This is a genomic window from Rhizobium sp. PRIMUS64 (assembly GCF_023006465.1).
Classification (GTDB): domain Bacteria; phylum Pseudomonadota; class Alphaproteobacteria; order Rhizobiales; family Rhizobiaceae; genus Rhizobium; species Rhizobium leguminosarum.
Genome location: NZ_JALBGX010000112.1, coordinates 1 through 21,647, shown reverse-complemented (window position 1 = coordinate 21,647; position 21,647 = coordinate 1). Strand labels below are relative to the sequence as shown.

General features: G+C 61.6%; 20 protein-coding genes and 3 pseudogenes. 13 read left to right on the top strand and 10 right to left on the bottom strand.

Annotated elements, in window-relative coordinates:
• From MOV76_RS30200 to ligA, 6 genes and pseudogenes are all read left to right on the top strand, one after another.
• Window positions 1-233: pseudogene (locus MOV76_RS30200) on the top strand (cell division protein FtsZ); the annotation flags it as partial.
• Window positions 234-494: 261 nt separating this feature from the next.
• Entirely contained in the window at window positions 495-1,451 is a 957-nt protein-coding gene (lpxC, locus tag MOV76_RS30195) for a UDP-3-O-acyl-N-acetylglucosamine deacetylase (protein ID WP_018242852.1), read from the top strand.
• 257 nt (window positions 1,452-1,708) lie between these two features.
• On the top strand, window positions 1,709-2,578 hold the full coding sequence (locus tag MOV76_RS30190; RefSeq protein WP_018242851.1) for an outer membrane protein assembly factor BamD: 870 nt from the start codon (window positions 1,709-1,711) through the stop codon (window positions 2,576-2,578).
• Window positions 2,579-2,583: 5 nt separating this feature from the next.
• Window positions 2,584-4,257, top strand: a complete 1,674-nt coding sequence (recN, locus tag MOV76_RS30185; RefSeq protein ID WP_018242850.1) for a DNA repair protein RecN — start codon at window positions 2,584-2,586, stop codon at window positions 4,255-4,257.
• 99 nt (window positions 4,258-4,356) lie between these two features.
• Window positions 4,357-4,884 (top strand): DUF6886 family protein, encoded by a 528-nt coding sequence (locus MOV76_RS30180; protein WP_047623396.1) that lies wholly within the window; start codon window positions 4,357-4,359, stop codon window positions 4,882-4,884.
• Between the two features lie 110 nt (window positions 4,885-4,994).
• Window positions 4,995-7,151: an NAD-dependent DNA ligase LigA gene (gene ligA, locus MOV76_RS30175; RefSeq protein WP_247265915.1), complete on the top strand. Its 2,157-nt coding sequence runs from the start codon at window positions 4,995-4,997 to the stop codon at window positions 7,149-7,151.
• 31 nt (window positions 7,152-7,182) lie between these two features.
• Here ligA and MOV76_RS30170 read toward each other — a convergent pair whose 3' ends face one another.
• On the bottom strand, window positions 7,183-7,719 hold the full coding sequence (locus MOV76_RS30170) for a GNAT family N-acetyltransferase (RefSeq protein WP_130729259.1): 537 nt from the start codon (window positions 7,717-7,719) through the stop codon (window positions 7,183-7,185).
• Window positions 7,720-8,002: 283 nt separating this feature from the next.
• Here MOV76_RS30170 and MOV76_RS30165 point away from each other — a divergent pair, with 283 nt between their 5' ends.
• Both MOV76_RS30165 and MOV76_RS30160 read left to right on the top strand, forming a co-directional pair.
• On the top strand, window positions 8,003-8,593 hold the full coding sequence (locus MOV76_RS30165; protein WP_028732831.1) for a 3'-5' exonuclease: 591 nt from the start codon (window positions 8,003-8,005) through the stop codon (window positions 8,591-8,593).
• A 76-nt stretch (window positions 8,594-8,669) separates the two neighbouring features.
• A complete protein-coding gene (locus MOV76_RS30160) occupies window positions 8,670-9,164 on the top strand; it encodes a CreA family protein (RefSeq protein ID WP_112904130.1) in 495 nt (164 codons plus the stop codon).
• 110 nt (window positions 9,165-9,274) lie between these two features.
• On the opposite strand, the gene MOV76_RS30155 is transcribed toward MOV76_RS30160, so the two are convergent.
• A complete protein-coding gene (locus MOV76_RS30155) occupies window positions 9,275-9,742 on the bottom strand; it encodes a chemotaxis protein CheW (RefSeq protein ID WP_017965084.1) in 468 nt (155 codons plus the stop codon).
• A 2-nt stretch (window positions 9,743-9,744) separates the two neighbouring features.
• A pseudogene (locus MOV76_RS30150) lies at window positions 9,745-10,122 on the bottom strand (methyl-accepting chemotaxis protein); the annotation flags it as partial.
• A 484-nt stretch (window positions 10,123-10,606) separates the two neighbouring features.
• On the opposite strand from MOV76_RS30150, the gene MOV76_RS30145 reads away from it, so the two are divergent.
• Entirely contained in the window at window positions 10,607-11,209 is a 603-nt protein-coding gene (locus tag MOV76_RS30145; protein WP_247265914.1) for an SCO family protein, read from the top strand.
• A 68-nt stretch (window positions 11,210-11,277) separates the two neighbouring features.
• Window positions 11,278-12,156, top strand: coding sequence for a 50S ribosomal protein L11 methyltransferase (locus MOV76_RS30140; RefSeq protein ID WP_028732827.1), 879 nt, complete (start codon window positions 11,278-11,280; stop codon window positions 12,154-12,156).
• Window positions 12,157-12,418: 262 nt separating this feature from the next.
• Here the strand turns inward: MOV76_RS30140 and MOV76_RS30135 are convergent, their stop codons facing one another.
• The gene (locus MOV76_RS30135; RefSeq protein WP_012758267.1) at window positions 12,419-12,592 is read right to left on the bottom strand and encodes a hypothetical protein; all 174 of its coding nucleotides are present in this window, start codon (window positions 12,590-12,592) and stop codon (window positions 12,419-12,421) included.
• A 279-nt stretch (window positions 12,593-12,871) separates the two neighbouring features.
• Between MOV76_RS30135 and MOV76_RS30130 the strand changes: the two genes are divergently transcribed.
• A complete protein-coding gene (locus MOV76_RS30130; RefSeq protein WP_247265913.1) occupies window positions 12,872-14,707 on the top strand; it encodes an aminopeptidase P family protein in 1,836 nt (611 codons plus the stop codon).
• A gap of 43 nt (window positions 14,708-14,750) precedes the next feature.
• On the opposite strand, the gene MOV76_RS30125 is transcribed toward MOV76_RS30130, so the two are convergent.
• Both MOV76_RS30125 and MOV76_RS30120 read right to left on the bottom strand, forming a co-directional pair.
• Window positions 14,751-15,059, bottom strand: a complete 309-nt coding sequence (locus MOV76_RS30125; protein ID WP_018242840.1) for an AzlD family protein — start codon at window positions 15,057-15,059, stop codon at window positions 14,751-14,753.
• Between the two features lie 3 nt (window positions 15,060-15,062).
• Complete coding sequence (locus MOV76_RS30120; protein ID WP_018242839.1) at window positions 15,063-15,794, bottom strand: AzlC family ABC transporter permease; 732 nt, start codon at window positions 15,792-15,794, stop codon at window positions 15,063-15,065.
• A gap of 133 nt (window positions 15,795-15,927) precedes the next feature.
• On the opposite strand from MOV76_RS30120, the pseudogene MOV76_RS30115 reads away from it, so the two are divergent.
• Window positions 15,928-16,190 (top strand): annotated as a pseudogene (locus MOV76_RS30115) (DUF2164 domain-containing protein).
• A 102-nt stretch (window positions 16,191-16,292) separates the two neighbouring features.
• On the opposite strand, the gene MOV76_RS30110 reads toward MOV76_RS30115, so the two are convergent.
• The 3 genes from MOV76_RS30110 to MOV76_RS30100 all read right to left on the bottom strand — a co-directional run bounded on the left by MOV76_RS30110 (window position 16,293) and on the right by MOV76_RS30100 (window position 18,513).
• On the bottom strand, window positions 16,293-16,958 hold the full coding sequence (locus tag MOV76_RS30110) for a dihydrofolate reductase family protein (protein ID WP_018242837.1): 666 nt from the start codon (window positions 16,956-16,958) through the stop codon (window positions 16,293-16,295).
• A 99-nt stretch (window positions 16,959-17,057) separates the two neighbouring features.
• Window positions 17,058-17,684 (bottom strand): bifunctional nicotinamidase/pyrazinamidase, encoded by a 627-nt coding sequence (pncA, locus tag MOV76_RS30105; RefSeq protein ID WP_026188467.1) that lies wholly within the window; start codon window positions 17,682-17,684, stop codon window positions 17,058-17,060.
• Between the two features lie 331 nt (window positions 17,685-18,015).
• The gene (locus tag MOV76_RS30100; RefSeq protein WP_018242835.1) at window positions 18,016-18,513 is read right to left on the bottom strand and encodes an EF-hand domain-containing protein; all 498 of its coding nucleotides are present in this window, start codon (window positions 18,511-18,513) and stop codon (window positions 18,016-18,018) included.
• Between the two features lie 399 nt (window positions 18,514-18,912).
• Here MOV76_RS30100 and MOV76_RS30095 point away from each other — a divergent pair, with 399 nt between their 5' ends.
• Entirely contained in the window at window positions 18,913-19,260 is a 348-nt protein-coding gene (locus tag MOV76_RS30095) for a hypothetical protein (protein ID WP_131704290.1), read from the top strand.
• Window positions 19,261-19,287: 27 nt separating this feature from the next.
• Here MOV76_RS30095 and MOV76_RS30090 read toward each other — a convergent pair.
• The coding region (locus tag MOV76_RS30090; protein ID WP_247265912.1) for an ATP-dependent helicase at window positions 19,288-21,647 on the bottom strand (2,360 nt) is incomplete at its 5' end.

The following is a 21,647-nucleotide window of genomic DNA, read 5'->3' as shown; positions in this document are numbered from 1 at the left end:
AGCGAATCACCAATTCGCTTGGCCGCCGCGACGACGACGCCGTTGCCGCCGATATGACCGCCGCACCGCCGGCCGCTTCGCAGCAACGCCGTCCGCTGTCGCCTGAGGCAAGCCTCTACGCACCGCGTCGCGGCAATCTCGACGACCAGGGCCGGGCAGTTCCGCAGGCCCGGATGATGCAGGAAGACGACCAGCTGGAAATCCCGGCATTCCTGCGTCGCCAGTCGAATTGAGTGCGTGCTTCGGCACCGTTCATGCCCGGGATCAAGGTCCCGGGCATTGCTGTTTTTCAGCCCGTGATTCGCGAGCAATTTCAATTGCGTGACTTCGTAACAAAGCGAAAGAAACAGTGATTTGGATTGGAGCGCCGGCGCACGTAAGTATGGTGCAAGGAAACTGCACTAGGAGACCTTTCGACAGGCTCCTTGTGCAGAATGAACGATGACCGTGCCGATCGGACAGACCGCCGGTACGGAAGAATAAAGGCAGAATTTATGGCAATTGGCTTGCTGGGTTTTCAAACGACGGTATCGCGTCCGGTGACGCTTTCGGGCATCGGGGTGCATTCGGGCGCTAACGTCTCGATCACCCTGAACCCGGCCGAATCGGACACCGGCGTCATTTTCCAGCGCCTGCATGACAATGGCGACATCACCGAACTGAAGGCCGTCTCCTCGCAGGTCGGCAATACCGACCTCTGCACAGTCCTCGGCTTCTCTCCCGCCCATTCGGTCGCGACGATCGAGCATGTCATGGCCGCCGTCTATGCGCTCGGCCTCGACAATGTGGTGATCGAAGTGCAGGGCTCCGAAATGCCGATCATGGACGGCAGCTCGCTGCCCTTCGTCGAGGCGATCGAGCAGGTTGGTCTCGTCTCGCTCGGCGTCAAGCGCCGCTATATCCGTATCACCAAGCCGGTGCGGATCGAGCATGGCGGCTCCTGGAGCGAATTCCGCCCCTATGACGGTACGCGCTTCGAAGTCGAGATCGATTTCGACTGCCCGCTGATCGGCCGGCAGAAGTGGGCCGGTGACATGACCGCCGCCGTCTTCAAGGCCGAGCTTTCCCGCGCCCGCACCTTCGGGTTCATGCGCGATGTCGAGCGCCTCTGGGCGTCGGGCCATGCGCTCGGCTCCTCGCTTGAAAATTCCGTCGTCATCTCGGACGACAACACCGTCATCAACGTCGAAGGGCTGCGTTACGCCAAGGATGAATTCGTCCGCCACAAGACGCTCGATGCCGTCGGCGATCTGTCGCTTGCCGGTGTCCAGTTCATCGGTTGCTACCGTTCCTATCGCGGCGGTCACAAGATGAATGCCAATGCGCTGAAGGCGCTGCTCGCCGATCCCTCCGCCTACGAGGTTGTGGAGACGTCGACGCCGCGCCAGCGTGTCGCTGCCCGCGAACTGATTGCAGTCAGCGCTGCGGAATTCGCTCCCTGGTCGGCATGACCTCCAGCATATTCTCAAGACCAGGCCGCCTCTTTCCCGGAGGCGGTTTTTTTATGTCCGGCCATGTCTGCGGCAATAGACCGATGCTTGGCCGCCACAGGTCGGGAAGAAGTTGAAAAGCCGATCATTCTGCGGCTGCTGCCACAAAAATGCGTTAATGCCTTATCATTGCGTTGCTCTTGATGCACATTTGTGGCTAGAAACGCCAGCGAGGCGTGGCTGCCGTGGAGAGAGCGGCAGCAGTGGGGTTCTTTCGAATGGGTTATGCAGGATCTGAAGGTATGATGAAGACAGCGCGCGCTTTGTTCGCATCGCTTCTGGTGCTCAGCGCAGGCGCCTCGATCTCCGGTTGCCAGTCGGATCCCGACATCGACATCACCAAGCTCGGTCTCGAAACCGATCCGCCTGACGTGCTCTACACCCAGGGTCTTGCCAATATGAAGGCCGGCAACATGGCGGAAGCGGCGCGCAAGTTCGACGCGATCGACCGCGAGAACCCGTTCTCCGAATGGGCGCGCAAGGCGCTTGTGATGAGCACCTTCGTCAAATACCGCCAAGGCCGTTTGGACGACGCGCTTGCTTCGGGCAACCGCTACATGTCGCAATATCCGAAGTCCCAGGATGCTGCCTATGTGCAGTATCTCATCGGTCTCACCTATTCCAAGCAGATCGTCGACGTGACGCAGGACCAGCGCGCCTCGGCCAAGACGATCGAGGCGATGCAGGCCGTCATCGACAACTATCCGAACTCCGAATATGTCGACGACGCACAGGCCAAGATCCGCTTTGCGCGCGACCAGCTCGCCGGCAAGGAAATGCAGATCGGCCGCTACTACATGGAGCGGAAGGAATATCTCGCCGCGATCTCGCGCTTCCGCATCGTCGTCGAGAAATATCCGAATACGAACCAGATCGAAGAGGCCTTAGCGCGTCTCGTCGAAGCTTATTACTCCATGGGCATCGTCGACGAGGCGCAGACAGCCGCTGCCGTTCTCGGTCACAATTACCCCGACAGCCAGTGGTATGCTGATTCCTACAAGCTGCTGCAGAGCGGCGGTGCCGAGCCGCGTGAAAACAAGGGCTCGTGGATCGCAGCAGCGGGCAAGAAACTTCTTCTCGGTTCCTGAGGCCAATGCTGATCCAGCTTTCGATCCGCGATATCGTCCTGATCGAGCGGCTGGATCTTGCCTTCGAGACCGGCCTCTCCGTGCTGACGGGCGAGACCGGGGCGGGCAAATCCATCCTGCTCGACAGCCTGTCGTTGGCGCTCGGTGGGCGCGGCGACGGCGACCTGGTGCGCCATGGCGAGGATAAGGGCCAGGTGACGGCGGTGTTCGACGTTGGCATGGAACACGGCGCCCGCATACTCCTGCGTGAAAATGGCATCGACGACGAGGGCGACCTGATTTTCCGCCGCCAGCAATCGGCGGACGGGCGCACCAAAGCCTATGTCAACGACCAGCCGGTCAGCGTGCAGCTGATGCGCCAGGCCGGGCAGATGCTGGTTGAAATCCATGGACAGCACGACGATCGCGCCCTTGTCGACACCAATGCCCACCGCACCCTGCTCGATGCCTTCGCCGGCCTCACCGACGAGGTTTCAGAGGTCTCCAGGCTCTATCGGCTGTGGCGCGACAGCGAGCGGACGCTGAAGAAGCACCGGGAGAAGGTGGAAAGCGCGGCGCGCGAAGCCGACTACCTGCGCTCGTCGGTCGAGGAACTCGAGAAGCTCTCGCCGCAGGATGGCGAGGAGGAAGAGCTCGCCGATCGCCGGCAGAAGATGATGAAGGCCGAGCGAATCGCCGGCGATATCGCCGAGGCGTCCGAATTCCTGAACGGCAATGCCTCGCCGGTGCCCCATATCGCCTCGCTGGTGCGCCGGCTGGAGCGCAAGAGCCATGAGGCGCCGGGACTGCTCGAAGACACCGTGACGCTGCTCGATGCCGCGCTCGATCAGCTTTCCAACGCGCAGATGGAAGTCGAGACGGCACTCCGCAAGACCGAATACGATCCGAGAGAGCTGGAGCGGGTGGAAGAGCGGCTTTTCGCGCTCAGGGCCGCCTCGCGCAAATATTCCGTTCCCGTCACCGAACTGCCGGCGCTTGCCGTGCGCATGATCGCCGATCTTGCCGATCTCGACGCGGGCGAGGAGCGGCTTGCGCGGCTCGAAGCCGAGGTTGGCCTGGCGCGGGAAAATTACGATGCGGCGGCACGCTCGCTATCCGACAAGCGTCATCATGCCGGCACCGCACTGGCTGCGGCTGTCATGGCCGAGCTGCCGGCGCTGAAGCTCGAACGGGCCCGTTTCATGGTCGAGATCAGCACGGATGCGGGGGAGGCGGCGGCCGAAGGCATCGACGTCGTCGAGTTCCATGTTCAGACCAATCCGGGCACGCGGCCGGGCTCGATCATGAAAGTTGCTTCGGGCGGCGAACTCTCGCGTTTCCTGCTGGCGCTGAAGGTGGCGCTCGCCGATCGCGGATCGGCCCCGACGCTGGTCTTCGACGAAATCGATACCGGCGTCGGCGGTGCGGTGGCCGATGCGATCGGCCAGCGACTGAAGCGGCTCTCTGAGCGGGTGCAGGTGCTGTCGGTTACGCATGCGCCGCAGGTCGCGGCACGGGCCGCCACGCATCTCTTAATCTCCAAGGGGCCGGTGGCCGACGGTTCGGAAAAGATCGCCACGCGCGTCGCGACGATGGCGCAGAAGGACCGCACGGAGGAGATCGCCCGTATGCTGGCCGGGGCTTCGGTGACCGAAGAGGCGAGGGCGGCGGCGAAGCGGCTGCTTGCCGGCAACGGCTGATTTTTCTTCCGACGTTCTTTCTGCCCGGGCCGGCGGGATGACAGTCACCGCGCATAGCGATATGCGCTGAAGCTTCCGGATCGGCGGCGAGCTCAAGCCATGCGACTTTTCCATTTCAGCGACGATCCCGGTATCGTAGCGTTCGAACCGCGCCCGGTTCGCATTCCCTCCGCCCGCGTGCCCGGCCGGGAATGGCTGAACGGTCCGCTCGTCTGGGCGATCGATGCCGATCATGACTTTATGTATCTCTTTCCGCGTGACTGCCCCCGCATCCTGATATGGGCGAAACCCGAGACGCTGGAGACGGAGCGGCGGCACTGGCTCGGCGACTGGCGCGCCGTCGCCTACGCCGAGCGTCATTGGCTGGAAAGGCTCGAAGCGGAGACGATCCACCGTTATGAGCTGCCGACTGAGGGCTTCGAGAATCTGGATGATGCGGGCATGTGGGTGGCCCGCAGACGCGTTGTTCCCACCGAGCGCACCGCCATCTCGCGGCTCGACCGGGAGTTTGCGCCGCGCGGCGTGGAGCTCAGGGTGGTCGATAGCTTGCAGCCGTTGAAGAGCCTCCGGAACACCGGCCTGCATGTCAGCGGCATCCGGCTGCGCAATGCCAGGGATTGGGAATAGGCCGGGCAACCGACCTTCCTTTCGCAGGATATGTGGTCTCCCTTTTCATCCAGAAATTTTGCTCTAAAAACAATCCAGATTTCTGACCAGATTCTCTGGAGTGATGTTCCATGTCCACCGAAGGTTCCGCCGTCGATACGTTGACGATCGAAGAGGCTGCCGCCGAGCTCGAACGGCTGGCAAAGGAGATCGCACATCACGATGCGCTCTATCACGGCAAGGATCGGCCGGAGATTTCGGATGCCGATTACGACGCGCTGAAGCGCCGCAATGATGCGCTCGAGGCGCGCTTTCCCGAGTTGATCCGCGAAGACAGCCCATCGCGGCATGTCGGTGCAGCGCCCTCCGTCACCTTCTCGCCCGTCATCCACGCGCGGCCGATGCTGTCGCTCGACAACACTTTCTCGCAGGAGGACGTGCAGGATTTCGTCGCCGGCGTCTATCGCTTCCTCGGCCGGCTGCCCGACCAGTCGATCGCCTTTACCGCCGAGCCGAAGATCGACGGTCTTTCAATGTCGATCCGTTACGAGAACGGCAGGCTGGTGACGGCTGCAACGCGTGGCGACGGCACGACGGGGGAGAACGTCACTGCCAACATCCGGACCATCGCCGAGATCCCCAACGAGCTGCCGAAGGGCGTGCCCGCGGTCGTGGAGATCCGCGGTGAAGTCTATATGGCCAAGAGCGATTTCCTGGCGCTGAACCGGCAGATGGAGGCGGAGGGCAAGCAGACCTATGTCAATCCGCGCAACACCGCGGCCGGATCGTTGCGCCAACTCGACGCCAAGGTGACGGCGAGCCGCATGCTGAAATTCTTCGCTTATGCCTGGGGCGAGATGTCGGAGATGCCCGCCGACACACAGTTCAGTATGGTTCAGACCTTCAAGGACTGGGGTTTTCCCGTCAATCCGCTGATGAAGCGATTGAACTCGGTCGCCGACATCCTGGCGCATTATGATGAGATCGGCCTCGAGCGCCCGGATCTCGACTACGACATCGACGGCGTCGTCTATAAGGTCGACAGTCTCGAGCTGCAGGCTCGTCTTGGCTTCCGCTCGCGTTCGCCGCGCTGGGCGACGGCGCACAAGTTTCCGGCGGAGCAGGCCTTCACCGAGGTCGAAAAGGTCGAGATTCAGGTCGGTCGCACCGGGGCGCTGACGCCGGTGGCGCGGCTGAAGCCGATTACGGTTGGCGGCGTCGTCGTCACCAATGCGACGCTGCACAACGAGGATTACATCAAGGGCATCGGCAATAGCGGCGAGCGCATCCGACCGGAGGAACACGATATCCGTGAGGGCGATACCGTCATCGTCCAGCGCGCCGGCGACGTCATTCCGCAGATCCTCGATGTGGTGATGGAAAAACGCGCGGCCGACGCACGGCCATACGAATTCCCGAAGACATGCCCGGTCTGCGGTTCGCATGCCGTGCGCGAGGTCAACGAGAAGACCGGCAAGATGGATTCGGTGCGCCGCTGCACCGGTGGCTTCATCTGCCGGGCGCAGGCGACGGAGCATTTGAAGCACTTCGTTTCGCGCAACGCTTTCGATATTGAAGGGCTCGGTTCGAAGCAGATCGACTTCTTCTTCGAAAACGAGGACGCGTCGCTGCAGATCCGCACCGCGCCCGATATCTTCACGCTGGAGAAGCGCCAGCAGCAATCGCTGACCAAGCTGGAGAATATTGACGGTTTCGGCAAGGTCAGCGTCGGCAAGCTCTATGCGGCGATCAACGAACGGCGCAGCATTGCGCTCCACCGCTTCATCTACGCGCTCGGCATCCGTCACGTCGGCGAGACCACGGCGAAGCTGCTGGCGCGCTCCTACGGCACCTATGCCGCCTTTGAGACGGCGATGCGGGAGGCCGAGACGCTTGCCGGCGACGCCTGGAACGATCTCAACGCCATCGAGGGCATCGGCGAGGTCGTGGCGCGGGCTATCGTCGAATTCTACAAGGAGCCGCGCAACGTGGAGGTGATCACCCGGCTTATCGGGGAGGTGACGCCCGAGGAGGCCGAGCAGCCGGTGACGACTGGCAGCCCGGTCGCCGGCAAGACCGTGGTTTTCACCGGCTCGCTGGAAAAGTTTACCCGCGACGAGGCGAAGGCGAGGGCGGAGAGCCTCGGCGCCAAGGTGGCGGGATCGGTCTCCAAGAAGACCGACATCGTCGTCGCCGGCCCAGGTGCTGGCTCCAAGCTCGACAAGGCACGCGAGCTTGGCGTGCAGACGATGGACGAGGACGAATGGCTGGCACTGATCAGCGGGTGAGGGGCTGACGGCAAGCCGCCAGCCCGTTTGCTCATAGCCTGAGCCGCGCCATCGTATAGGCGTCGACATACTCCCCGGATCGAAAGCCGAAGGCCCTTAGCAGGCCTTCCCGTTCGAAGCCGAATTTCCGGTAGAGGCCGATGGCGACATCGTTGTCGGTGTAGACGGTTAGTTCCAGCCGTTTGATATCAAGCCAGTCGTCGGCGGCGTCGACCATCGCGCCGAGCAGGATCCGTCCGAAGCCGCGGCCGGTGAAATCGTCATGCACGCCCATGCCGATACTGGCGACGTGCTGCCGACGGCCGGAGAGGCGGTTGAGGCCGCCATTGCCGACGATCTTGCCATTTTGGGTGACGACGAGGTTGAGCGCGCCTGGCGACTGGTTTTCCATGTGCTTGCGAACCTCCTCGACCCGCTGGTAGGGCGGCCTCAAGGTGCCGGCCCTGTAGCCCGGCAGATTTATGAGATCCGTGATCTCCTCCGCATCGGACAGGCGGACGGCGCGCACCAGGACGCCATCCGGCAGGCGCGCTCGGCCGCGAGGTTCATTCTCTTCGTTTTCGGACATTCATGCTCTCCATCGGTGTCAGGAGGAGAGCCGGTTTCCGAAAACCCTGCTCGCCTCGGCAGGGTTTCGGGATGATGATCGGATCGCTGCTAACGCGCCATCGCTCCCGCGTACCCTTCAAGGGTCGTGGTGTGATGGATAAGCGCTGCCATGGTCACGGAACTGATCATGGCAGCAAGTTTCGATATGCGGGTTAAAAAGTCAACCATGCGTCGTGTCGAATTTGCGCGGCCGGAAGCGGGGCGGTATTCCTGTTCCTGAAGAAACGATTCGGGTTGCTGATTTGAAGACCATCGCGATTGACTTCGAGACGGCGAACGAACAGCGCGGCAGCGCCTGTTCCGTCGGCCTTGCCTGGATCGAGGAGGGCAGGGTGACGCGCGTCGAAGAGCGACTGATCCGACCGCGGGAGATGCGCTTTTCCGGGATGAACATCGCAATCCATGGCATCCGGCCGGAGCATGTCGAGGACGCGCCCGAGTTTCCCGAGGTGATGGACGAGTTCGAGGAGGATTTTCGCGGCGCGACGATGATCGCGCACAATGCTTCCTTCGATTTCAGCGTCTGGCGGGCGAGCCTCGATCTCTACCGGCAATCCTATCCGGAGCTTACCTATCTCTGCAGCCTGAAGATGGCCCAGCGAATCTGGCCGCATTTCCTCTCGCACCGTTTGAACCTGATCGCCGAGCATCTCGGCCTGCGTTTCGTGCACCACAACGCTGCCGAGGATGCTGTGGTCTGCGCGGCCGCGGCGATCGAGATGGCGAAAGCCGTCAAGGCCAACGCCGTTCACGCCATACCGGCGCTGATCGGCATGAGGCCCGGCCGGCTGACGGCGCGGGCCTACGAGCCCTGTACCTGCCGGAAAGGCTGATCCCTTCCGCGAGCCCCATTTCTTGCAAAGCATGGGTGCATGCTTATCTAAAATGCGGATTATTCAGGGAGCCGCCATGTCCAGACTGCGCAATCTTCTCCTCGCCGCCTTTTCCTTCGCCGTCCTTTCCGCCGGTGCTGCCTCAGCCGAAGTCGTCGGCAAGGTCGGGGTCGACTGGATCGGCAACGACATCATTGTCGAGGCGGTCTCCGACCCTGAGGTCAAGGGTATCACCTGTCACGTCACCTATTTCGATCGCAGCCTGATCGACCGGTTCAAAAACGGCAACTGGTTCGAGGACCCGTCCAACAATTCCATTGCCTGCCGGCAGACCGGGCCGATCGAGATCGGCAATATCGATCTGTCCAAGGATGGCAGCGAGGTGTTCCGCCAGGGCATGTCGCTGATCTGGAAGACGCTGGTCGTCAACCGCATCTACGATAAGACGAACGACACGCTGATCTATCTCGCCCATTCGCGCGAACTGACCGACGGCTCGGCGAAGATGTCGATCTCGACCATTCCGCTCTATGGGCAGAACGTTGTCTGGAAGAATGGGAAGCCGCAATAGGGCTTCTGCGGTGAGATTTTTGGAAAGAGCGCTGCTTCCCTTTTTCTCTCATTGCAAAATCAAAAAGGCCCGGACGAGCCGGGCCTTCGAATTCCAGATATGGATAGCCCTCAGGCGGCCTGCGTCAGTTCGTCGGCAATGACCGTGTCGAGATTCAAGAAGCAGACCATGGTCTTTTCGAGCGCGACGATGCCGCGGCAGAAGGCGCGCTGGGCTTCCGGGATGATTTCCGGCGGCGGCTGCAGATCTTCGCTCTTGATGGTCATCATGTCGGAAACCTGCTCGACCAGCAGACCGACCAGCTTGCCCGCAATGTCGGTGACGATGATCGCCGAGCGCTCGGAGGGCTCGGTCATCTTCATGCCGAGGCGGCAGGCCATGTCGATGACGGGGATCACCGCACCGCGCAGGTTGATGAGACCCAGCACATAGGGCGGGGTGTGCGGCATCGGCGTCACCGGCGCCCAGCCGCGGATTTCGCGGATGGCCATGATGTCGATGCAGAACTCCTGGTCGCCCAGGTGGAACGAAACGATTTCGAGATAAGCGCCCGACTGCTTGATGGCGTTGTTGTTCATGGTCAGAATTCTTCCCAGTTGTCCCCGACGGGAGAAGCGATGACTTTGGCGGCAGTGCCGCCGTTGAATGCGACCGCGATTTTACCGATCAGGCTGCGCGCGGGTGATTGTCTCGAATGCGAGGCGGCAGGTCCCTCTCGCGGCGTTTGCCGGGCGCTCATGCCCTCGCCAGTCTTGAACTGCATGACCAGTTGCATCAGGTTTGCCGCGTCGATGGCGAGCCTATGGCCTACCGCGTTCGTCTGCGTGACCTGATCCATCTGGCTGATGGATGTATTGATTTCGTTCAGTCCCACGGATTGTTCGCGCGCAGAGGTTACGATTGATTTAACATGTTCATGGATGCGCAAAACATCTTCGCCGATCTGGCGAAGCGCTTCGTACCAGCCGGCGCCGATCATTGTTCCGAAACCTGGAAACGCCGCGCCGTCGAGCGTCGAAAGCCGCTGGCTGGCCGACAGGCTCTTGCGCGCCGCTGAGTTGGTCACGAAATACCCCTTCCGAAAACCGCTCGGATTCGTGTTTGTCTTCCCTCATGCGGAGTCCGGGGTTTTCGCCACGCGGCAGACATCATGTCAGCACGGCAGAAGAGCGCCGCACGCGATTGCTAATATAGATACAACGGCTTAAGCCTTTGCTAACGATATCTATCTCGAAACTGCTTGTTCGGCTGAGAACACATCATCAAAACGTGTTGCTTTCGATTTTTAGCCGATCCGACCGAGGGCACGGCGTCGTCTCCGGTGAGACAATCGATCGCGGGTTAGAAAACATATTGTTGAATTGCGCCCGTCCGGTCGAGACTATAATCACGCGGGGCAAGGGGCGGGCGGTACATATCCGCCTGGATCGAGGATCATGCCAATGAAGACATTCCGCATCGCCGTCTGGATCGGTGTCCTGATACTTGCCGGGTTTCTTGGCGGGTTCACGTACTATCTCAACAGATCGGGGAATGTGGTGGCGGAGGCTCCCTTCGGCGTTCCCTTCACCCTGGTCTCCCAAAGCGGGCAGCAGATCACCGAGCAGGCGCTGCGCGGCAAGCCGACGGCGTTGTTTTTCGGCTTCACCCATTGCCCGGAAGTCTGCCCGACGACGCTTTTCGAGCTGAACGGCTGGATGGAGAAGGTCGATCCGAAGGGCGACAAGCTGCAGGCCTATTTCGTGACCGTCGATCCGGAGCGCGACACGCCCGAGATCATGAACGAATACGTCTCCAACGTTTCCAAGCGCATCACCGGCATTTCCGGCGCGCCTGACAAGATCGACGAGGTTATCAAGGGGTTCCGCGTCTACGCCAAGAAGGTGCCAGTCGACGAGAAGGATCCGAACGGCGACTATACGATGGATCACACCGCTTCGGTCTTCTTGCTCGATTCGGCTGGGCGCTTTTCCGGAACGATCGCCTATGGCGAAAACCCGGACACGGCGGTAAAGAAGCTGGAGAATCTCGTCAGCAAGGGGTGATGGTTTCAGCGTGATGGGGCGTTGGCTCGACCGATGGCGGGCAACGGAAACGGGAAAGACCGCCTATCGTGAGTGAAATCCGCCTTTACGTGACGACGACCGAAAGCAAGGCCGAACAGATCCTCGACCTTCTGAGTGCGGTCTTCGGTGAAGAAGACTTTGCCATCGGCACCACCGAGATCGATGAGAAGAAGGATATCTGGGAAGCCTCGATCTATATGATGGCCGAGGACGAGGCGGAGGTGCATTCCCGCGTCGAGGAGGCATTGAGGACCTCTTTCCCTGATGCCCGGCTGCAGCGGGAAGTCATCCCGGATGTCGACTGGGTGGTGAAATCGCTGGAGGGGCTGAAACCCGTCAGGGCAGGGCGCTTCCTGGTGCATGGTTCGCATGACCGCGACAAGGTTCGCTCCGGCGACATCGCCATCGAGATCGATGCCGGCCAGGCCTTCGGTACCGGCCATCATGGCACGACGGCGGGCTGCCTCGAGGTGATCGATGCCGTGGTGCGCTCGCGCCCGGTCCGCAACGCGCTCGATCTCGGCACCGGCAGCGGCGTACTGGCGATTGCGGTGCGCAAGCTCAGGAACATACCAGTGCTTGCGACCGACATCGATCCGATCGCGACGAAGGTGGCGGCCGAAAACGTGCGCCGCAACGGCATCGCCTCGGGCATCGTCACCAGGACCGCGCCGGGCTTTCATTCAACGGCCTTTTCCGAGCACGGTCCCTTCGATCTCATCATCGCCAACATTCTCGCCCGGCCGCTGATCCGCATGGCGCCGAAGCTTGCGGCGCATCTTGCGCCTGGCGGGTCGGTCATTCTCTCCGGCATCCTTGCCGGGCAACGCTGGAAGGTGATTGCCGCCTATAGCGGCGCGAGGCTTCGCCATGTCAGGACCATCTGGCGCAACGGCTGGGTTACCATCCACTTCGACCGACCCTAATGCGCGTCGCATAGAATTTGATTCATGCGACGCGGTTAGATCCTTGTTTTTATGCAATGTCGTGATCCCCAAACTGCTGCACGGTTTGGGCGGCATGCGTCGCATCCCGAAACGGCAAAAGAAAAAGGCGGTGCCGATGGCACCGCCTTGGACCGGTCTATCCGGTCAATGCCCGCGAGCTCAAGGGGAGGAGCGCTCGAGCGGGCTCTACTGCATTCCAATAGGCCGGTCCGGGAGGGAGGAGACGGACTGGCTTTCAGGCTTAGAACGCGTAGCTGAGGGCGCCCTTGTGGCGCGTGGCCCGCTGGCCGGCGCCGAGCAGCTTGAGGCTGTCCTCGTTCTGCGGGCGGCGGGCGCCGATCACGTGACGCACGGTCTGGCGTTCGCCAGCCTGCACCGGGCTGCTATATGCGAAGCGCGAGAGAGAGGCGGTCATTTCAAGAATTCCTTTGTTTATAGGTTCATCGCGAACCGTTCGATGACGCCTATATAGCTATTCTGAAATGCGGAGGCAGAGGGTTTCGCTCATGGGAGCCATGCGGCCAATGCATAAAGCGTGCCAAATTAACTTTTGGCGTCACAGTTCTGTCAAAATGTTGAGCGGCCCCAGAGGTTTCGACTCGTTTGGTCGCTTTTTCTCCCCATCGGTTGAAATTTCGCTAACATGGCCAGCATCCCATTAACCGGATTCGTCTCAATTATTCGGGTTTCCAGCATGTTCCAGTCTTTCGAGGTTACCTCCACGCCGCAATTCGGCAGGGATCGTGTATCGGCGCTGCGGGCCGGTTTCGATTCGCTCGGCATCGACGCCTTCCTCGTGCCGCGCGCCGACGAGTTCAACGGCGAATATGTTCCTGCAGGTTCCGAGCGTCTCGCGTGGCTGACGGGCTTTACCGGTTCCGCAGGCATTGCGCTCATCCTGCGCACGCAGGCGATCGTCTTCGTCGACGGGCGCTATGTGACGCAGCTTGCCGAACAGGTCGACGGTTCGGTCTTTTCGGGCGGCGATCTCGTCAATGAGCCGCCGCATGTCTGGCTTGCGGCAAACGGCAGCAACGGCCTGCGGCTCGGCATCGACCCCTGGCTGCATGCGGGTGCCGAGGTGCGCCGTCTGGAAAGAGCCCTTTCGCAGATCGGCGGCACGCTGGTCTTCCTGCCGCACAATCCGCTCGACAGGCTTTGGAGCGACCGGCCGGCCGAGCCGCTCGGCGCGGTCAGCATCCAGAACGTCGCGCAGGCCGGCGTGCTGGCGAGAGAGAAGATCGCGACGATCGCCGCCGATCTTTCGAAGAAGAATCTTGCGGCGGTTTTGATCGCCGATCCCTCTTCTGTCGCCTGGACCTTCAATATTCGTGGAGCCGACGTGCCGCACACGCCGCATCCGCTGGCGCGCGCCATCATCCATGCTGACGGCCGGGCCGAGATCTTCCTCGACAAGCGCAAGACCGGCATCGAGCCGGAGGCCTATCTTGCGCAGATCTGCACGCAGCTGCCGCCCTCGGCGCTGGAGGAGAGGTTGGCTGCCGTTTCGAGGGATGGCGGCCGCGTGCTGATCGACCCGGATATCGCCTCCTATGCGCTGGCGGAGATCATCCGCAAGGCGGGCGGCGAAGTGGTGGAGGGCGCCGATCCCGCCAAGTTGCCGCGCGCAGTGAAGAACGACGTCGAGATCAACGGCTCGGCCGCGGCGCATCTGCAGGACGGTGCGGCGATGGTGGAATTCCTCTATTGGCTGTCGCAGACAAAGCCTGGCACGGTCAGCGAGATCGCTGCTGCCGAGCATCTCGAAGCGGCGCGCGCCCGCGTCGGCCAGAGCATGCAGAACCCGCTGAAGGACATTTCCTTCGACACGATTTCGGGAGCCGGCGAACATGCGGCGATCATGCATTACCGTGTGACGACCGAGACCAACCGGATGATCGCGGCCGGCGAACTCTTCCTGATCGATTCCGGCGCGCAATATATCAACGGCACGACCGACATCACCCGCACCGTCGGCATCGGCGCGGTGGCGGAAGAGCATCGGCGCTTCTTCACGCTGGTGCTGAAAGGGATGATAGACATCAGCACCGCGCGTTTCCCGAAGGGCACGCGCGGCTGCGATCTCGATCCGCTGGCGCGCATCGCGCTGTGGCGGGCCGGCGCCGATTTCGCTCACGGCACAGGCCACGGCGTCGGCTCCTATCTTTCGGTGCATGAGGGGCCGCAGCGCATCTCCAGGCTTTCGACGCAGGAACTGCTGCCCGGCATGATCCTTTCAAACGAGCCGGGCTATTACCGGCCCGGCAGCTTCGGCATCCGCATCGAGAACCTGATCTACGTGCGCGGGGCCGAAGAGATCGAGGGCGGCGATGCGCCGATGCTCGGATTCGAGACGCTGACTTTCTGCCCGATCGACCGCAGCCTCGTCATTCCCGAGCTTTTGACCCATGACGAACTGCACTGGTTCAACGACTATCATCGCCGCACCTGCGAGGCGCTGATGCCGCTCATCCATGATCACGATGTCAGGGCGTGGCTCGAAAACGCGACGCTGCCGCTGGAACACTAAGCTGGAATACTAAGATGTCTCGGCGCCGGCCCCGGGCCGGTGCTCAGAACCCGCCGGCATGGCGCCAGATCATCACGACGATCCAGGCGGCGACCAGCATCCATGTGTGGGTGAAGCGCAAGCCGATGAAGAGGGCGACGATCAGCGCCAGCTTCGATTCCCAGCCGCCGATGAAGAAGGCAGGTGCAACCAACGTCGTCAGCACGGCGGCCGGCACGGCATTCAGCGCCGCCTCCATGCGCGGCGGAATGCTCTTCATTCGGGTGATGAGGATATATCCGCCGATGCGGGTGGCGAAGGTGGCAGCTGCTGCGGCCAGGATGACGAGCGCCATGTGAAGATCGAATTCCATGGCTCAGACCTCGTGCACTTCGGATTGAAGGGCGTCGGCTTCGAGATCAGGCTCTTGCTGCGGCAAAGGCAGCACGGCGGCGAGCACGATGCCGACGGCGGCGCCGAGGCTGACATGCCAGGGCGAGCCGACATAGCGGTAGGCGAGCACGGAAGCCACCGCGCTGACGAGCGCCACCGGCAGGAAATTGTCTCGCTTGCGGAAGCCGAGGACGATGCCAAGGAAATAAGCCGGCAGCAGGATGTCGAGGCCGATGGCCTTGGGATCGCCAATGAAGCCGCCGAGCATGCCGCCGGCGACGCTGATCAGCACCCAGGGGACGTAGATGATGATGGCGAAGCCGAAATACCAGGCGAAGGTGAGTTGCCGGCCGGCCTCGCCGCGCTTGACCGCTTCGGCGAATTGCGGATCGACGAGCAGGAAAAAGGTGAAGAATTTCTGCACCGGCGTGAAATGGCCGATGTAGCGCGCCAGGGCCGCCGAATAGAGCACGTGGCGGAAATTGACGGCGAGGATCGACAGCACGATCAGCCAGGCGTGGACATTGTGACCGAAGAGTTCGATACCGACCATCTGGCTAGCGCCGGCGTAGACGGTGGCGCTCATGAAGGCGGTTTCGGAGAGCGACAAGCCGTTTTCGACCGCAAGCGCTCCGAAGAGAGCGCCAAAGGGCGCGGATGCCAGCGCAACGGCGGAGCCACCCCGCAAACCTTCAACAAAGTCGGCGCGATTCATGCGATCTTGTCCAGTTGGAATACAAGTTTTCCCTTATGGTCTATGGCTTGCAACAGCAATTGAATTTCCTTGATTGACCAATCGATTTTGCTGAACCATCAAAGTCCCGATCGCATTCGGCAAAGAGGCAATGATGAAGAAGATCGAATTTTCGAAGGAGGCGAAGGCGACGATCGTTGCCAGCATTCGCCGCTATTTCGAGGCCGAGCTCGACCAGCCGATCGGCGTGCTGCCGGCGGAATTCCTGCTCGATTTCTTCGCGGACGAGATCGGCGCCCATTATTACAACCAGGGCCTTCGTGATGCGCATGGGCGCTTCTGAGGAAGATGGAGGACCTGGCCGAGGACATCTATCTGCTGGAGCGAGACGACAAGAGCAAAGGCACTGCTGCATAGTTAAAGGCGTTCCTTGCGCATTTGAAGGGACGCGCGGCGCTGCAGCCGATAACGGGACGCGGCGGCGCCGCGCCCCGCAAAGATTGCGGAAGGCAGAAGGCGTCAGCCCTCGCGCTTCATCCTCTCCCGGCGGGCGATTTCGGCCTCGGAGGGCTGCGCCAGTTCGAACGTGCCTGTCTTGATTGCGCCAGCACGCTCGTAGACGCTCATGATGACGCCTGTCGTCGATACCGTGTTGGCGGTGAGCTTCAGCGCCTCCGGCTTGGCGCCTTGACCGAACAGGCGTTTGCCCGGGCCAAGCACGAGCGGGAAAGTCAGAAGCCGCAACTCGTCGATCAGGTCATGCGCCAACAGGGTCTGCAACAGGCCGCTGCTGCCCTGTGTCAGGAGGACGGGGCCATCCAGCTGCTTCAACCGGGCGATTTCGGCAGCGGCATCGCCGCGCAGGGCGACGGAATTTGCCCAGGTGAGCGGCTCTGCGGAAGTGGTCGCGACATATTTGGTCACGGCGTTGAAGACTTTGCCGATCGGATCGTCTTTCCCGACGAAGGGCCAGTGCGCGGCGAAGATTTCGTAGGTCTTGCGGCCGAGCAGCAGTTCGAAGGGATCGGTAAAGATCCCGCCCATGAACTGGCCCATCGGCTCGTCCCAATAGTTGACGGTCCAGCCGCCCTGAGTGAAGCCGCCGGTCGGATCCTCCCGCGGCCCACCGGGCGCCTGCATGACGCCGTCCAAACTCACGAAGGCGGCAGCAACTAACTTTCTCATCTCTCAACTCCCATTGTTGGTGCGTTCAGAGCTAAGGACGGATTGACTTGCACCGATCCGACATTCGATGCGATTTTTTCGGGCGTTATCCGAGCTAAACTAGCCGGCTAGGACCTTGGCGCTGTCGATGATCGCGATGCCATGCGCCCGCATTTCCTCGATGGCGGCGGCGACGCCTTCGGGGGTGATGCCGCGGCTTGCATCCTTGATGAAGCGCACGCGGACACCAGGCATCATCTCCAGCGCGTCGAGCGCAGAGAATTTGACGCAATAGTCGGTTGCCAGTCCGCAGACGTCTAGGTCGGTGACGCCCTGGTCCTCGAGGAAATCGGAAAGGCCGGTCGAGGCGTCGCGGTCATTGTCGCGGAAGGCCGAATAGCTGTCGATATAGGGATTCTCGCCCTTCTGCTGGATCAGGTCGATCTCTTCGGATTTGAGCTCGGGATGCAGTTCGGCATCAAGCGTACCCTGAATACAGTGGTCGGGCCACATCATCTGCGGTTTGCCCGACAGTTCCCCCATCTCGAAGGGGGCGGCACCCGGATGGGCGGAGGCAAAGCTGCCATGGCCAGACGGATGCCAGTCCTGCGAGGCGACGATCAAATCGTATTTGCCGCTATCGATCAGTCTGTTTGCGACGGGAACCACCTTGTCGCCCTCCGGCACCGGCAGATTGCCACCCGGACAGAAGCCGTTCTGAATATCGACGAGCAGCAGCGCTTTCATCAAGGCCAATCCCTTCGCTTTATTGCAGTGCAAGACGCCAAGCACACTGAATGGATCAACTAGTGGATTTCCAGGCGCGGACGCGCAAGTGTTAATTCTGGCACTAGCGGTAGTAAGTCGTCGAAACAGAATGCTCTAATGCAATCATTGCGTTAGCTGGCGGCGGTTCTCGTGTTGAAATGGAGCGGAGGGATGGGAACGGCTCGTGCATGATTTCCGGATCGCGCCCGCGACGGTGGCAATTGCCGGCAAATCGATCTGCCTGCGTAGGACGCCTTTGTGCGGCATCGATGGATCGAGGCTCCCCCGGCAGAGCCCGGATCTTGGCCAGCTAGACCGCCGCCACGTCATCGGCTGCGGAATCACCTGCTGCGGCGGAAGCGCCGTAGGTATTGCGGTAGGCCTGAAGGGCCGTCTGCATGTCGCTCAACACCTTGGTGAGGAGCGGATCGCTATCACCTGAAGTCTTGATGCTGTTCGGATCGGCGGCGAGGAATTCGGACTCGGTCAACTTGCCGTCGCCATTCGTATCCATCGCTGCGAAGACGCCCTTGGAATCGTCGTCGCTCTGATCGCTGCCGTCGCCCTGATCGTCGCTGCCGTCGGTCTTCTGCATGGACAGCATCAGCGACAGGATATCGGCGGTGATCTTCTTGACGATATCGGTGCTGCTGTCGTCGCTGTCGGTCGACGTCGTGCCCGATGTCGATGACGGCGAGGCGGCGGCCAACTCGTCCGCCGAAATGACACCGTCGCCATTCTTGTCGAGGCTGGAAAGTGGAGACTGGTACTGGGTCACTGTGCTGCCGAGAGATGAAACACTGGTCACTTGAACCTCCTTTGAAAAGTTCGTCGTGAAGCCTGCCTTTCATGGGCGGGCAGCCTTTGGGCTAAGCTGATTTGCGCAAAGCGTCAAAGCGACGTTTTGACAGGGTAGAAGTGCGATTGACGGCGCGGGGCGACGCACGTTAACCTTTCGGTTACCAAAACTGTCTCATTGGAATTATTGGCTTTTTTTGGCGGCCCATGGGTTCTGGCGAGCGGAAGCACATGCGTGCGATAGCAGGAGATCGCGCCGGTGCGGCTTGCGGAAGGGGCGATGGGCGATATACCAACTCTCCGTCGCTGCGGCATTTCGTCCGCCTTCTCGAAGCGCTACGCCAGGTCGATCTTGCTCCCTGCCGCGATTTCTGCCTTTCTTGCCTCAGCAGCAAGCCGGAGCGAAGCCATGTCCGAGCCCGATCCAGACGAAAAGATCGATGCGACGTTCCGCAACGGATCGCTGACGGCGGCCGGGATCATCCTCGGCTTCTCCCTTAATTTTATTAGTGTCTGGGTTTCCAATCCCAACGACTGGAGCCGCATCGATATTCCGCCGATGCTGTTTTTGACTATCGGCATCGTCATCCAGGTGAAGGTGTTCGCCGATCTGCTGGCGCGCGACTCTCTCTTTGCCGTCAAATATGATCGGTCTCGCCGGCTCTTCCTGATTGGATTGGGAATCGTCGCCGCCGGAATCGGCATTGCCCTGATCAACGATATTCTCGGGCTCGGAAGGATGCGGATGCTCGGGTGAAGGTTTTCGCGCCGTGTTAATGCGAGGTCACACGCGCTCGACGAACCCGTCCAAGACCCGCTTCTGTCCGGCCCGGTCGAATTCGATCGTCAGCTTGTTGCCTTCGATGCCGGTGATGTTGCCGTTGCCAAATTTCAGGTGGAACACGCGGTCGCCGAGCGTGAACCTCGACGGTTCCGATGAGGTCGATTTCGCCACCAGCTCGCCTTCGATGGTGCGTCCCTTCGGGCCGCTTTCGCCGTAGCCGATGCGTTCGACGGCGTGGCCGGAGCGGGTGCCCCAATTGTCGCGCGTGGCATCGGTCTTGTTGGCCTGGGCGCGTTTCCAGCCGGGAGTGGAATAGGAGTTGGCGAAGGGTTCGGCCTTGTCGAAGCGGGACTGGCCGTAGCCGCCGCGACCGTAACCGCCGTAGCTCTGCTCCATTTCGGCGACCTCGACATGGGTTTCCGGCAGTTCATCGAGGAAACGCGAGGGCAGGGTCGATTGCCAAAGGCCATGGATGCGGCGGTTGGAGACGAACCAGATGTGGCAGCGGTGCTTGGCGCGGGTGATGCCGACATAGGCGAGGCGGCGTTCCTCCTCCAGGCCAGCTCGGCCGCTCTCATCCAGCGAGCGCTGGTGCGGGAAGAGGCCTTCCTCCCAGCCGGGCAGGAAGACGGTGTCGAATTCCAGGCCCTTGGCCGAATGCAGCGTCATGATCGAGACGGCGTCGAGGTTCTCATTGGTCTCGGCATCCATCACCAGCGAGACGTGTTCGAGGAAGCCGCGCATCGACTCGAAGCTTTCCATCGAGCGGATCAGTTCCTTGAGGTTCTCAAGGCGGCCGGGGGCTTCGGCGCTCTTGTCGTTCTTCCACATGTCGGTATAGCCGGACTCTTCGAGGATCTGCTCGGCAAGTTCGGTATGCGGTGTGTTTTCAAGCAGTTCCTGCCATCGGCGGAAAGATTGAATCACGTCGAAGAGAGCCTTTCGCGCCTTCGGCTTCAGCTCGTCCGTCTCGATGATGTCGGCCGCCGCCGCAAGCATTGGTATATCGCGGGCGCGGGCATAGTCGTGCAGGGCACGTACCGTCGTGTCGCCGAGGCCGCGCTTCGGCGTGTTGATGATGCGTTCGAAGGCGAGGTCGTCGGAGGCTTGAGCGACCAGGCGAAAATAGGCCATGGCATCGCGGATTTCCAGGCGCTCGTAGAAGCGCGGGCCGCCGATGACACGGTAGTTGAGGCCCAGGGTGACGAAGCGGTCTTCGAATTCGCGCATCTGGAAGGAGGCGCGCACGAGGATCGCCATGTCGTTCAGCAGATGCTTGCCGCGCTGGAGCTGCTCGATCTCCTCGCCGATGGCGCGGGCTTCCTCCTCCGAATCCCAGGAGGCGTGGACCTGCACCTTGACGTCGTCGGGATCGGAGCGGTCGGTGAACAGCGTCTTGCCGAGGCGGCCCTCATTATGGGCGATCAGATGGGCAGCGGCCCCGAGGATATGTTCGGTCGAGCGGTAGTTGCGCTCGAGCTTGATCACCTTGGCGCCGGGGAAATCCTTTTCGAAGCGCAGGATATTGTCGACCTCCGCGCCGCGCCAGCCATAGATCGACTGATCGTCGTCGCCGACGCAGCAGACGTTCTGCGGCTCGCCCTTGGGGCGCTGGGCGAGAAGCCTGAGCCACATGTACTGAGCGGTGTTGGTGTCCTGATACTCGTCGACGAGGATATAGCGGAAGCGGCCGTGATATTCCTTCAAGAGATCCGGGTTCTTGCGGAAGATCGCGATCGGATGCATCAGCAGGTCGCCGAAGTCGCAGGCGTTCAGCGTCGTCAGGCGCGCCTGATAGGCAAAATAGAGATCGCGGCCGCGGCCATTGGCAAAGGCGCGGGCGTCGCCCTCGGGGATATCGGCGGGGCCGAGACCCTTGTTCTTCCAGGTGTCGATCATGCCGGCGAACTGCTTGGCCGGCCAGCGCTTGTCGTCGAGGCCTTCGGCCTGGATCAACTGCTTGATCAGGCGGACGACGTCGTCGGTATCGAGAATGGTGAAATCGGAGCGCAGGCCGACGAGCTCGCCGTGGCGGCGCAGAAGTTTGACGCCGATCGAGTGGAAGGTGCCGAGCCAGGGCATGCCTTCGACGGCGCCACCGACGAGCAGCGCGATGCGCTCCTTCATCTCGCGGGCCGCCTTATTGGTGAAGGTGACGGCGAGGATCTGCGAGGGGAAGGCACGGCCGGTGTTGAGGATATGGGCAATGCGGGTCGTCAGTACGCGCGTCTTGCCGGTGCCGGCGCCGGCCAGCACGAGGACGGGACCTTCCAACGTTTCAACGGCTTCGGTCTGCTCGGGGTTCAGCCCGGCGAGGTAATCCGGCCGCTTGCCACCGTCGCGAGCCGCCATGGCGCGCG

Coding starts and splice junctions, on each gene's coding strand:
- MOV76_RS30110 (WP_018242837.1), bottom strand. CDS start 16,958: ATGAGAAAGTTAGTTGCTGCCGCCTTCGTGAGTTTGGACGGCGTCATG.
- MOV76_RS30125 (WP_018242840.1), bottom strand. CDS start 15,059: ATGGAATTCGATCTTCACATGGCGCTCGTCATCCTGGCCGCAGCAGCT.
- MOV76_RS30130 (WP_247265913.1), top strand. CDS start 12,872: ATGTTCCAGTCTTTCGAGGTTACCTCCACGCCGCAATTCGGCAGGGAT.
- MOV76_RS30160 (WP_112904130.1), top strand. CDS start 8,670: ATGTCCAGACTGCGCAATCTTCTCCTCGCCGCCTTTTCCTTCGCCGTC.
- MOV76_RS30170 (WP_130729259.1), bottom strand. CDS start 7,719: ATGTCCGAAAACGAAGAGAATGAACCTCGCGGCCGAGCGCGCCTGCCG.
- ligA (WP_247265915.1), top strand. CDS start 4,995: ATGTCCACCGAAGGTTCCGCCGTCGATACGTTGACGATCGAAGAGGCT.
- MOV76_RS30145 (WP_247265914.1), top strand. CDS start 10,607: ATGAAGACATTCCGCATCGCCGTCTGGATCGGTGTCCTGATACTTGCC.
- pncA (WP_026188467.1), bottom strand. CDS start 17,684: ATGAAAGCGCTGCTGCTCGTCGATATTCAGAACGGCTTCTGTCCGGGT.
- MOV76_RS30095 (WP_131704290.1), top strand. CDS start 18,913: ATGTCCGAGCCCGATCCAGACGAAAAGATCGATGCGACGTTCCGCAAC.
- MOV76_RS30180 (WP_047623396.1), top strand. CDS start 4,357: ATGCGACTTTTCCATTTCAGCGACGATCCCGGTATCGTAGCGTTCGAA.
- MOV76_RS30120 (WP_018242839.1), bottom strand. CDS start 15,794: ATGAATCGCGCCGACTTTGTTGAAGGTTTGCGGGGTGGCTCCGCCGTT.
- MOV76_RS30155 (WP_017965084.1), bottom strand. CDS start 9,742: ATGAACAACAACGCCATCAAGCAGTCGGGCGCTTATCTCGAAATCGTT.
- MOV76_RS30190 (WP_018242851.1), top strand. CDS start 1,709: ATGGGTTATGCAGGATCTGAAGGTATGATGAAGACAGCGCGCGCTTTG.
- recN (WP_018242850.1), top strand. CDS start 2,584: ATGCTGATCCAGCTTTCGATCCGCGATATCGTCCTGATCGAGCGGCTG.
- lpxC (WP_018242852.1), top strand. CDS start 495: ATGGCAATTGGCTTGCTGGGTTTTCAAACGACGGTATCGCGTCCGGTG.
- MOV76_RS30135 (WP_012758267.1), bottom strand. CDS start 12,592: ATGACCGCCTCTCTCTCGCGCTTCGCATATAGCAGCCCGGTGCAGGCT.